This is a genomic window from Planktosalinus lacus, assembly GCF_014640155.1.
GTDB lineage: Bacteria > Bacteroidota > Bacteroidia > Flavobacteriales > Flavobacteriaceae > Planktosalinus > Planktosalinus lacus.
Window position 1 is genome coordinate 149,277 of the sequence record NZ_BMGK01000006.1, and the last position, 12,439, is coordinate 161,715.

Here is a 12,439-nt window from a genome sequence, read left to right on the forward strand (position 1 = left end):
TTCATTCTAATTTTCTTCATTGGGCTCCTCCTCTTCTTTTTGAGGTGGGTTAAGTTGCTGTTCATCAGCAGCTTTTGTGAAAAGTTCAGCGAATTTATCAAACTCTCGGGTGAATATTAGCGCTATACCACTTACAATCAATTGCCCGTCAATCACATTTTCAAATTGATTTCTCCTAAAACCCTTCAAGCGGAACCGCCCATTTTCAGTAAGTAAATATTCAACACTCACATTTCCGATTACCGGACTTCGTTCGTCAGGGTTTTGATTGCTTCCCTGAATATCAACCTCGCTACCCACACTCACAATCACCCGGTCGTTAAACAGACGTTTCCTTGCGGTAATATCCAGTTGTGTGCGTTCTTGCGACCCTTCTTCACCATAATCGGTAAAACTATCAAGGCCAAAATCCAGTTCAACCCCGGTGCTTCCCAGCAGTTGGTCTGAAAACTTGTTCATGCGTTCAGAAAGCGCCTGATTTATATTGTTTCTTGCAATAGACATGGCACCTCCCTGGCTTCCATCGCTACCCGATTCTGGAAAGAATCGGTTTAATACCAAAAGTGAAAACACCTGCTTGTTGAGTTCTTCTTCTTGCTGGTTTATTTGTTGTACACGGCCATACACCTGACCACCAATAGCACCTTGTTCATCTTCAGGCATATCGAGGTCAAAAGTCAAGACCGGTTGCATAAGTTCTCCATCAATATTAAGATAGACTAAAAAAGGTAGTTGCTGCCGGAAGCGATTGTTCATTCCCGCATCAAAACTACCTGATGACGGTGCCATTAATGACGAAGCTGTAGCCTCTACACGATAAATAGCCCTGATATCCAGCAACGCATCAAACGGGTCTCCAGCCCATATAACAGTGCTGCCATCTGCTATCTCAAAGCGCCTTTTGACCAGGTTGTATAAATTAATTTCAAAATGGCCTTTATTGAGTGTGTAGCGACCTGAAAGGTTCGTTCTGCCATTAGGGTTTATAGTAAATGTTAAGTCTCCTTCCCCACCGATTTGAAAATTATCACCCGTTTGTTCATCAATCACCACATTAAAAATGGCGTTTTCATTGATCGAAATCACAGCGTTTACATCAAAACCGGTAATGGCATAAGATTCGTCCTGAGTTTGGGTAAGTATGTTATCAGGGTCTTCCCTGTTGACAAAGATCACTACTCCTTCACGTTCTTCAATGGCCAGTTCAGATTCCTGCATAATATAGGTTACATCGGTTTCCTCTTTTACATTGAGTGTTGCGTCTAGTTTGGGCAGGTTTAAGTTGCCCTTAAGGGTCGCCTTTATATCAACGACCGCTGTACCGTAAAAAAGGTCATTGTCATCGCGTGTGGAATTCAGCAAACGGAAGTTTTGAGCATCGAACTGCAAATCGAATTCAGGGTTTGTAAATGTTTCCGTTAGAATGCTTCCGTCAACCACAAAATCATTCCCGTTTTCATCTTCAATTTGAAACTGATTCAGATAGAGCCCTTCATTGTCAATGCGTATACTCTCCTTGTTTAGCCTGAAGCCGGCATTGAGTGTTGCTACTGTAAAACCCGAATCATCAAAGGTGATATTTCCCTCATACTTTGGTTCTGCTGTGGTTCCGCTCACTTGTATATCACCTGAAAAAGATCCCTCTGCATTTGTGATTTCACCATCAGAAAAACCCTCAATAGCACTAATTTTAACTTCGTTCAAGACCAAATCAAGATTGAGTTTTGCAGCCACTTCATCGGCTTCATAATCGCCGGTAAGGTCTAAATCTACCTCCCCTCCTTTTACAGCCAAATTGAAATCATAAATCCCTGCTGAGCTTTCCCGAGCATCCAGACTTAGCGTACCCATAGGCACGTCTATCACGTTGAATTCGTTAATTTTCATATCAGCTATGAGTCCTAAACTGCCAAAAGGGTCTTCTAGAATTACATTACCATTAAGTCGTCCCTGTGCAAGTGAGTTTTCGGGGTTGAAATAATCGAGAAAATCAGCTAGGCGAAAGTTTTCAAAGGTAACAGCAATGTGTTCCTTCTCCATTTCTGGCCGTGAACTGCTCAATGTAAATTCCTGGCCATTCCTGCGAATATTGAAATCGATAAATTCGAGGAAGTTTTCAGCATAAATAATTTCATTCCTTTCAGGAATACTCCATTCTTTTTTGTTTATAATAAACTCCGCAGGGTCTATCTGTAAACGGATGGTATCATTTTTTCGCGTAACATCAGCATTGAAGTGGACAATCCTCTCCTCATCAAAATAAGAATTAAAATCTAAATTGAGTATTTGGTTTTCAATTGAGGCTTCCAGTGACGTTCTTTTAATATCCAGAGGCCCTGCAACAATATTCCTGAAACTAAAATTAACATCAAAATTTTCAGCATCAGACTGAAGCCCCAAAGCCAGACTGTCAACTTCATTGCCATTATAGTTTACGTAGGGCAACAAAACATTGGCAGTAAGCTCACGTTTGGATTCATTAAAATCAACCTGAATATCAATGGTATCCATTTCCTCAAGACTGGACAAAAATACATCCCTGATGATGGGTGCCTGACTGATTTTTGCCTTTAATTCAAGATTCACTGGGTTTATAATGGTATCATTTTCTGTATCACTTATTTGAAATTCTTCAGAAAAATATCTTTCAAAATGGCGCTGTAAAGCTTTACTAAATTCAGCTGGGTCTGCGTTGGAACGCAAGGTAACATCCACCATTTTATTTGTAATGTCAAGCGATGTGGTATCAGGGTTTGCAAAAGCATCTACTTCAAGGTTGCCCAACAGATAAGATTGATTGTCATAAACCGCAATGCCATCCTCAACTTCTGCTGTAAACGTAAACGTTTCGGTATTGCCTAAAAAGTCGGCTTTTAAGATAAATGCACCCCGAATATTCCTTTCTGTCAAACCCAGTGCCTGAAAATTTGCACCTTTTAAATCAAGCTTCACAGCAAAACCCGGGGAAACAGAATCTAGTTGCACCACCGAATAAAGTGAGAGGTCAAGATTATCATCGCGGTATTCTGACGTTAATGTTCCCTCTCCATCTTCCATTTTGCCGCTAAGCAACAAATCTTCGATAGCATAGTCATTTAGTTGAAAACTGCTAATTGTAGCATCAAACACGGCATCAAGATTGTTGATGTCTGAACCTTGTCCCGAAGATTTTAAAGTAAGGTTGAGTTCCCCGAATTTTTCATTTTTAAGGATTTTGCCCAATTGCAGTTTTTTTACTTCCACATTGGCATCATAGGCAATGGTTTCCCTGTTCAAATAGTTTCCAGTGATATCAATTTGGCCGTCAGGTGTTTGCACAACAGCTTCTGCACTGATATTATCCAGTGCTCCCTTTAAATTGCTTTTCAGCGAAATGGTTTTGGGAATCCTGATGCCCAGAGAATCTTCATTCAAAAAGGCCATCGCATCTTCCCTTACCGTTTTCACATTAAACACAGGAAAATCCAGTCTGAGAGAATCAACATTTATCGGGTTATACAGGATTCCCCGGGCATTTACAGAAGTTGTATTGCCCCAGTTGAAATTGCTCTCAGGTATTTCCAGAGATGCTAAAGTACCGTTCGCCCGAAGGCTTCCGGTTACTTTTTTCCTGCTAAGTGCCAGCAGGTATTCGTTGTTTTTTAATTCCGGTTGAAACCGAAAGAGTTCGTTTAAAGAGAGTTCAAAAGTACTGAGGTTTGTTTTGATCCGGGAGGCTTCCGGGTTGTTTATGAAATCATTCACCGAGGCATATTGCAATGAGATATTTCCGTTTATTAAATTTTCATTCAGGTGTAAATTGAGCTGAGAGATATCCAAATTTTGTTCTGTAAAGATTCCATCAAAAGCAAAGTCTTTCAATTGTAAACCTGACGCCTCTTCAAACTGGAAGTCTTTTAATTGAATGCCGATAGATTCGTCCTGTAAATACAGATCTTCAGCAATAAAAAAGAAATTATCCACTACAAGTGCATTGGGATTTAAAGTGCCTTGCTGAGGCTTTGTTCCATTTACCAAGTAACGCATATTGTTATTCTCAAAAGCAATCTCATCAACATTAATAATCCAGTCTGGCCATTTAAATTCACCGGGGCTTGTGGGATCTTTTGAAGGCTTCGTGTCAGCTCCTGACGTGGTAATTTCCAATAAAACATCTGTATCGGCCAGGGAAATTTGAGTAATGTCAATTATTTGTTCGGCGAGGTCTGCTTTGGGAAGTTCAAGAATGAATTTTCCGATTTTACCACTCACGACGAAACCATCTGGAGCAGCATTGTAATTTGCAGTAATGTTTTTAAGTTGCAAATTTTCAACAATTATATAGGGTAACGGGCTTTCCTCACTATCTTCAGACTCCGGAAAAGGTTTGTTTTGTGTGTATTGAATGTCTGTATTTTCAATATTCAGGTCATTTACATGGAAACGAAGGCTTTCCAAATCCATTTCATCTACCTCAAGCTCAAGCAACCCCAGTTTTAACCTGCTGTCAATGCCCGTGATATCGTCTTTGAAAACAAGGTCAAAGTCGTTAAAGTTGACATCCCCGATAGTAAATTCTGTTTGTGATGGTTCTTCAGTTGTTGTGGTTGCAGTGGTATCAGTGGCCGCCAGAGCATCTATCAAAAACTGATAATTAAACCCTTGAACAGAGTCTCGTCTTATTATATTGGCCCTAAGGCCTGTCCAGTCGACCTGATCAATGGAAATACCCTTTCCGCGAATGATAGGCCACAAAGGCACATCTACTTCCATACTTTTTGAGTACACGAGTGTATCGCCCTGAGTATCCTCAAGAAAGAGCCCGTCAAGGAAAACATTTCCTGAAAAGGTAACAAAGAGCCTGTCAATTTCAACTTTTGTGTTGGTTTTATCAGAAATGTATGAGGTGGCTTTGTCAACAATAATGCCTTGCCCCCATGGGCTTCTTATAAAAAGTACTAATAGTATAAACAACAGTAAAAGCCCTAACAATATTTTTCCAAATATTTTAAGGAACTTCCATTTTTTCTTTTTAACCTTCTTTTCTTTTTTATCCAATTGTTGTTTAAAAGTACTTATTCCAAATTTATTGTAAACTTGTATGATATGGAAGTTTTAAAAACCAAATTTTTGTTAAAGACTTTTTCAAACTTCAACATTTGGCATAAAGGTTTGTTAATTGTCTCAAAAAAAAAGCCAATAAAGCACGATGCTTTTTTTATCCTCGTTACATTACAAAATATGGCCATAAAAAAGGCTATTGTATATCTTAACCAAAAACAAACTAAAATGAGAAAGACATTATTATTAACAATCATTGTTGCAGGAGTGCTTACCTCTTGTGTCTCTAAAAAGAAGTATGTCGAACTTGAAGAGCAACTTTCTAACACCCAGTCAACACTCCAAAAAACTGCAATTGAAAAGGAAGAACTTGAAAAACAATTTGCAATGATAGAGCAACGTGTTGCTGATTACAACGCTAAAATCAACTCATTAAAAGAAACCTCAGAAGAAAAATATGAGCTCAATGATGTTGCTATGATGAACAGAAAAACAAAGGAAAACATGCGGAAAACATTGGAAAATGTTGACCCTGAAATTTTAAGTGGCGCAAAATCACTAGAGGATTCCATCAATATTGCTGTATCACATAATTTGATGAAATCAATTTCCAAAGAAGGAGAAAATGACGATATTCAAATTGATATTGATAAGACAGTGGTGATGATATCCATTTCAGACAAATTGCTTTTTAATACGGCCAGTTATCGTGTAAGTCCTAAGGCTAATGATTTACTTCAAAAACTAGCAGATGTGATTAACTCTGAACCCAGTCTGGAAGTGATGGTTGAAGGTCATACCGATCCAAGAAGTATTAATACCGCAGTGGTTGAAGATAATTGGGATTTAAGTGTGAAACGTGCCACTTCTATTGTAAGACTACTCGAGGACAAATACAATGTTGCCCCTGAAAAGTTGATTGCAGCCGGTCGCGGAAGCTCCATTCCTTTAGTTGAAAACAACAGTATGGAAAATATGGCTAAAAATAGACGCACACGCATCGTAATCATTCCTGATTTGGATAAGTTTTTTGCACTGTTGGATTCAAACGAATCAATGGCAGAAAATTAATTAAACGGAAAAGACAAAACGTAAAAAAGGGAATCCATTCGATTCCCTTTTTTTAATTATTATTTTCTTTATTTCTTGCCTCTCTCTGTTCTTTTTTGAGTTGCCTTCTCCATAAAAAATAAATCAAAATAAGAGCAATTGGTAATACAATAAATATAAGAATGTCAACCCAATTGGTTAAATCTATTGCAGTATTGTTTTGTGGACTTGGGACATGCGTGGGTTGTTGAGCAACTATGCTTAAGCTGGTTAGAAGTGATAATATTACTAGTTTTATTTTCATTTTTTGTGTTTTAGTTCGGCTTTTGAATATACATAATTTTTAAGTCACTAAAAAACGGGAGCTTTCTTTTAGCAGAAATTTAATACTCTGGCATTTTCACATAAGTAGTATCCCCAGGAACTTTAAGGAAAGCGTTGTTTTTCCAGTCAATTTTTGCTTTTTCAAGTTTATTTTTATCAGAAGAAACAAAATTCCAATAAATAAAACGTTCTTCTTCATATGGTTTTCCTCCAAAAAGCAAAAGGTGTGTTTTTGGTTTGATAGTGACATTGCAGGTGTTCTCAACTTTTGAAACCATCATATTTCCTTTTTTGATTGATGTACCACAAGCCTCAATTTCACCTTCTACAATACATATTCCAATTTCGACCTGAAGGTTGTTTTTGGTATTCAATTCAAATTGTTTTTCTGTTTTAATTTCTATCATAAAAAGCTCAGATTTTACAGGTACAGGAGATTTTTTACCATAACCTTCTCCGGCTATCAACTTGAAGGTGGCGCTTCCCTCCCTCCATTTTGGTAATTGTTCTACATCAAAATGATGAAATTCAGGTTCACAATCCTCAAATTTTTTTGGTAGTGCCACCCATATTTGATATCCGTGGGCAATAAATTTATTTTTATTTCTCAAAGCTGAAGGTTTACGCTCAGTATGAGTGACACCTTTTCCGGCTACCATCCAGTTCACAGCACCAGACTTGATGATTTGTTCAGATCCCAACTTTGTGGGACCCATATGATCAATAAAAATAAAAGGCCCTACCATTCTTTTCTTTCGAAACGGAAGCAACCTTCCTACTAAGAAGTCACCTATATCCCTGCTTCTTTCTTCAATAATTAAATCAATATTTGACATAGCTTTGCTTTTAAACAAAGTTATGGATTCCTGATTTAATTGTATTGGTTCAGTAAATATTTTATTAAATCGGTTGTGGTAACTATGCCTACTAATTGTTCATCTTTTACGACCGGTAAAGCGTGAAATTCTTTTGACGCAAGGATTTCGGCGGTTTCTTTAATGGTAGTATTTTCAGTTATAGACACGATGTTTTTGGTCATCACCTGGCTGATGTCAAACATGTCATAAACTACAGAGTCTATTTCTTCATCTTCATATACGGCATCTGCAAACGAAATGCGAAGCAAATCTGAGTAACTAAGCATTCCTATTATTTTACCCCCACTAACAACCGGGATGTGTCTGATGTTGTGTTTTTTGAACAAAGTTTCAGCTTTTGTGAGCTCATCTTTTAAGTTGAGTTTAATTACGTTTTTAGTCATAATTGTCGAAACAGGGACATTCTTTTTCATCATTCAGGATTTTAATTTTATCTCCTAAAAATATACGATAATTCTTAGATATAGAATGACAAATATCAGTAAGTATTTTAATGTTAAACTTTTATTAATGAAAGCAATCTTTTAGATATTGATTTTGTGTTGTAAACAGAAACCTTTAGTTTCGCAGAAATCATATAATTAAATCATAAAATAAAGAGTATGAGTCAAGTAAAAGAGAATGACACTGTGCGAGTGCACTACACGGGAAAATTGGAAAACGGTCAAATTTTTGACAGTTCATTGCAACGTGACCCTTTGGAGTTTACTATAGGTCAAGGGCAACTAATTCCCGGTTTTGAGCAAGGCGTCCTCAATATGAAATTAAACGAGAAAAAAACGATCAACATTCCACATACCGAAGCCTATGGCGAGGTTCGTGAGGAATTATTCCACGAGGTTGAGAAAGATAAACTCCCTGAAGAAATGCAACTTGAAGTTGGGATGGGACTAGTTTCTAAAGCTCCTGATGGTTCTGAAAGACAATTGATTTTACACGAAATAAAAGACGATACAATAGTGGTTGACGCAAATCATCCGCTTGCTGGTAAAGATTTAACCTTTGAAGTTGAATTATTAGAAATTAAATAATTACCTAAGTTTAAATACAATAGTAAGCCCGATTCATTCGGGCTTTTTTATTGGGTTTATATTAACAAGCAGAACTCCTTTGGATTTTTTTATATTTGAGAACCCATTGTGGGTGTATAATACTTTTTAAGTGTTATTGATTTATAATTTAAATTATTTTACTAATGAAAAAAACTACATTACTTCTCTCCTTTTTAATTGTTGGAAGCACCCTTTTTGCACAAGAAAAGGAAACGGTTATTAATTCAATTATTGAAGAGATTAAACAAAATTCACAAGTTGAACAACTTGCTTTTGAACTTACGGATGAAATTGGACCAAGGCTCGTGGGAACTCCTCAAATGGAAAAAGCACATCAATGGGCAGTTTCAAAATTCAGTTCCTGGGGAATCCCTGCAGAAAATCAAGAATACGGAACCTGGCGTGGCTGGGAAAGAGGTATTACACATATTGATTTAATTTCTCCTAGAGTTAAAACTCTTGCCGGTATGCAACTGGCATGGAGTGCCCCTACTCCCAAAAAAGGAATTACTGCCGAAGTCATTACCTTGCCAACCACAATTGCCGATTCCTCTAGCTTTGCAAGCTGGCTTTCCAAAGTTAAAGGAAAGTTTGTATTAGTATCTATGCCACAAAAAACCGGAAGACCTGATTATAACTGGGAAGAATTTGCTACTGAAGCTTCTTTTGAAAAAATGAAAGAAGAACGCTCAGCACAAATAGATACCTGGAACAGCAACATTAGAAATTCAGGATATTCATCCCGCACACTCGATGCTGCTCTTGAAAAAGCAGGAGCTGCTGGAATAATTCAATCTCAATGGTCAAGAGGGTTTGGGGCAAATAAGATTTTTGGTTCACGCACTAAAACCATTCCAACAATAGATATTTTACTTGAAGACTACGGACTTCTTTACCGTTTGGCTGAAAACGGTAAAAAACCGCAAATTAGATTACTGGCTGAATCCAAAGAGTTGGGTGAAGTACCCACGCTTAATACCATTGCAACCATCAAAGGAACTGAAAAACCTGAAGAATACATTGTCTTATCTGCTCATTTTGACTCCTGGGACGGCGGTAGCGGTGCTACTGATAATGCCACCGGAACCGTTACTATGATGGAAATTGCCCGCATCCTTAAAAAACTTTACCCCAACCCAAAAAGGAGTATTATTGTTGGTTTATGGGGAGGTGAAGAGCAAGGGTTAAATGGCTCGAGAGCATTTGTAGAGGACAACCCTGCTATTGTAGACAACATTCAGGTAGTATTTAACCAAGACAATGGTACAGGCCGTGTAGTAAGTATTAACGGTCAAGGGTTTCTACATTCCTATGACTTTTTAGGTCGCTGGCTACATGAGGTTCCCGAAGAGTATAAATCTGAAATTGAAACCACATTTCCCGGAACACCATCAGGTGGTGGATCAGATCACTCTTCATTTGTTGCTGCAGGAGCCCCTGCTTTTATGATGAGTTCGCTAAACTGGTCTTACTGGAACTACACATGGCACACCAATTTAGACACCTATGATAAAATAGTATTTGACGATGTAAAAAACAATGTAGCATTGATAGCCATTATGACCTATTTGGCTAGCGAAGATCCTCAGAAAACATCCAGAGAACAAGCAGTTTTGCCTATTAGCAGATGGAGTGGTAATCAAATGGAGTGGCCAACCCCAAGAGATGCAAACCGCAAAGGCGGTTTAGATTAAACAACTTCTTTTCTAAAAAAGCCTTCCTGTTGATTCGGGAAGGCTTTTTTAGTTAAATTATCTTTAAAAAAGTAATAGCATTTTTTGAATAACGTTTTAAACTAAAACAAAACCAATTGGCAATTTCAAAAAGGAAACTTCTTAAAAAAACTACATTTTTTTCAGCTGCAATTCTCTTGACGCTTTTACTTTTTTATTTAAGCGTATTGTTTGGATTATGGGGCCCTGTTCCAACAAAAAAGCAACTTTCTGAAATTAACCAAAGTGAGGCCTCACAAGTGTTGGCATCTGGAGGAGAACTTTTAGGAAAGTATTTTCTTTTTGACAGACAATCTATTCCTTTTGATGAACTTCCAAAACATCTTGTGGATGCCTTGGTTGCTACCGAAGACGCTCGCTTTTATGAGCATAATGGAATAGATGGTCAGAGTTTGTTCAGGGTGTTTTTTAAAACAATTCTATTACAGGATGCTTCTTCTGGCGGTGGAAGTACGATCACTCAACAACTCGCTAAAAACCTTTACGGAAGAAATGATATAAACAAAATAGGAATTGTAGTCACAAAGCTTAGAGAATCAATTATTGCAAGGAGGATTGAAGACATTTACAGTAAGGAAGAAATTATTGAACTATATTTCAATACAGTTCCATTTAGTGACAATACATATGGGGTAGAAAGTGCCTCTAATAAGTTTTTCAATAAGTCGACAACTGATTTAACCCTGGCTGAAGCTGCAACACTCGTCGGCACACTTAAAGCCTCCAATTATTTTAATCCGCGTTTGTACCCTAAACGCAGTAAACAAAGAAGAAATTTAGTGCTTTCTCAGATGGTAACTTATAAATATTTACACCCGGAGCTCGCCACAAATGCCCAAATGGACAGTTTGCAACTGGATTATCAATATTTTAATCACAATCGTGGAGTTGCAACTTATTTTCGTGAAACGGTCAGAAAAAAAGTTTCAGCAATTTTAGATACTTTACGGGATGAAAATGGGAAACCTTATAACTTATATAACGATGGTTTAATCATTCATACCACCCTCGATTTCAAAATGCAACAATATGCAGAAGAAGCCATGTTATTGCATATAAGTAAACTACAACAATCATTTGAAAACTCTTGGGGCAACCAGGCTCCCTGGATTAAAAATAAAAGTTTGATCCAAGCACAAGTAAAAAAACTACCTGTCTATAAAAAACTATTAAAGAAAGGATTTACAGTTAATCAAATCATGGACTCTTTGAATCTTAAAACGACCAAAGAGTTTTATACACATGATTCTATTGTAAAAATGCAGGCAAGTGTAATAGACAGTATTCAACACTATATGAAGTTTCTTAATACCGGTATGATTTCTATAGAGCCTGCTACTGGTGCAATAAAAACCTGGATTGGTGGAATTGATTATAATGCCTTTCAATATGATCACGTCACTCAAAGCAAACGTCAGGTAGGATCTGTTTTTAAACCAATCGTTTATACAGCAGCTTTAGAAAACGGTATAGATGCGTGTTCTTATTTTTCAAAAGAGACCATTACTTATGAAGGTGGTTATACTCCCCAAAATACAACATCTTCAGACGATGAAGACCCTTACCTAAACTATTCATTGAAGTATGCGTTGAGTAATTCAGTGAATACAATTGCAGTGCAATTGCATATGGAAACCGGAATTGAAAATGTAATAGCACAAGCTGAAAAAATGGGAATCTCTTCTCCCCTTCCCAAAGTACCTTCACTGGCATTGGGAACTGCAGAGCTATCGGTTTTAGAAATTGTAAAAGCATACACAGCTTATACAAATGATGGCTTTGTGAGTGAACCTATTTTTATTTCAAGAATTGAAACCAAGGAAGGAAAAACCATTGCAACCTTTGATTCCTCCAATTCAGAAGAAAAGGCTTTTACAGATGATACCCGTCATTTGATGATCGATATGATGGAGGCAACTGTGAATTCAGGTACTGCAAAAAGACTCCGCAGCACTTATGGTTTACAAAATGATATAGCAGGAAAAACCGGAACCACTCAAGATAATAAAGATGCGTGGTTTGTAGCACTTACGCCAAAATTAACCACTGTGGTTTGGGTAGGAAATGATTTAAACATTCCTTTTAGAAGCACCTCTCTTGGACAAGGTGCCAATGCAGCCTTACCTATGTTTGCCCAATTTTATCAAAGCATAAACCGCGACGGAAACTATCGAAATATCACAAATGCTCGTTTTGAAAGTCTACCGGAACATTTACAAGCTCAATCAGAATGTGAGGATACAAAACGAGATGGTTTTTTTAAACGTCTTTTCACAAACCCTGATAAACCTAAAGAATTTAAAGAAAAGAAGAAAAAAGGAGGTTTGTTTTCTATCTTTAAACGTAAAGATAGTAATTAAGA

8 protein-coding genes are annotated in these 12,439 nt (G+C 37.4%); 4 read left to right on the forward strand and 4 right to left on the reverse strand.

What is annotated here, in order from left to right:
• Window positions 1-6: 6 nt before the first annotated feature.
• A complete protein-coding gene (locus IEV69_RS08710; RefSeq protein WP_188441551.1) occupies window positions 7-5,037 on the reverse strand; it encodes a translocation/assembly module TamB domain-containing protein in 5,031 nt (1,676 codons plus the stop codon).
• A gap of 231 nt (window positions 5,038-5,268) precedes the next feature.
• Here IEV69_RS08710 and IEV69_RS08715 point away from each other — a divergent pair, with 231 nt between their 5' ends.
• The gene (locus IEV69_RS08715; protein ID WP_188441553.1) at window positions 5,269-6,111 is read left to right on the forward strand and encodes an OmpA/MotB family protein; all 843 of its coding nucleotides are present in this window, start codon (window positions 5,269-5,271) and stop codon (window positions 6,109-6,111) included.
• Between the two features lie 52 nt (window positions 6,112-6,163).
• Here the strand turns inward: IEV69_RS08715 and IEV69_RS08720 are convergent, their stop codons facing one another.
• The 3 genes from IEV69_RS08720 to IEV69_RS08730 form a co-directional block, all read right to left on the reverse strand.
• Window positions 6,164-6,394, reverse strand: a complete 231-nt coding sequence (locus IEV69_RS08720; RefSeq protein ID WP_188441555.1) for a cytochrome c oxidase subunit II — start codon at window positions 6,392-6,394, stop codon at window positions 6,164-6,166.
• A 79-nt stretch (window positions 6,395-6,473) separates the two neighbouring features.
• Window positions 6,474-7,250: a pirin family protein gene (locus tag IEV69_RS08725; protein WP_188441557.1), complete on the reverse strand. Its 777-nt coding sequence runs from the start codon at window positions 7,248-7,250 to the stop codon at window positions 6,474-6,476.
• 35 nt (window positions 7,251-7,285) lie between these two features.
• Window positions 7,286-7,705 (reverse strand): CBS domain-containing protein, encoded by a 420-nt coding sequence (locus IEV69_RS08730; RefSeq protein ID WP_188441559.1) that lies wholly within the window; start codon window positions 7,703-7,705, stop codon window positions 7,286-7,288.
• Window positions 7,706-7,894: 189 nt separating this feature from the next.
• Between IEV69_RS08730 and IEV69_RS08735 the strand changes: the two genes are divergently transcribed.
• The 3 genes from IEV69_RS08735 to IEV69_RS08745 all read left to right on the forward strand — a co-directional run bounded on the left by IEV69_RS08735 (window position 7,895) and on the right by IEV69_RS08745 (window position 12,437).
• Entirely contained in the window at window positions 7,895-8,323 is a 429-nt protein-coding gene (locus IEV69_RS08735; RefSeq protein ID WP_188441561.1) for an FKBP-type peptidyl-prolyl cis-trans isomerase, read from the forward strand.
• Between the two features lie 164 nt (window positions 8,324-8,487).
• Entirely contained in the window at window positions 8,488-10,038 is a 1,551-nt protein-coding gene (locus IEV69_RS08740; RefSeq protein ID WP_188441563.1) for a M20/M25/M40 family metallo-hydrolase, read from the forward strand.
• A 116-nt stretch (window positions 10,039-10,154) separates the two neighbouring features.
• Window positions 10,155-12,437 carry a transglycosylase domain-containing protein gene (locus IEV69_RS08745; RefSeq protein WP_188441565.1) on the forward strand — a complete coding sequence of 761 codons (2,283 nt, stop codon included), beginning with the start codon at window positions 10,155-10,157 and terminating at the stop codon, window positions 12,435-12,437.
• Window positions 12,438-12,439 lie beyond the last annotated feature (2 nt).

Bases quoted from the DNA above. Each gene is read 5' to 3' on its own strand.
- IEV69_RS08715 (WP_188441553.1), top strand. From the start codon at position 5,269: ATGAGAAAGACATTATTATTAACAATCATTGTTGCAGGAGTGCTTACC.
- IEV69_RS08720 (WP_188441555.1), bottom strand. From the start codon at position 6,394: ATGAAAATAAAACTAGTAATATTATCACTTCTAACCAGCTTAAGCATA.
- IEV69_RS08725 (WP_188441557.1), bottom strand. From the start codon at position 7,250: ATGTCAAATATTGATTTAATTATTGAAGAAAGAAGCAGGGATATAGGT.
- IEV69_RS08730 (WP_188441559.1), bottom strand. From the start codon at position 7,705: ATGAAAAAGAATGTCCCTGTTTCGACAATTATGACTAAAAACGTAATT.
- IEV69_RS08735 (WP_188441561.1), top strand. From the start codon at position 7,895: ATGAGTCAAGTAAAAGAGAATGACACTGTGCGAGTGCACTACACGGGA.
- IEV69_RS08740 (WP_188441563.1), top strand. From the start codon at position 8,488: ATGAAAAAAACTACATTACTTCTCTCCTTTTTAATTGTTGGAAGCACC.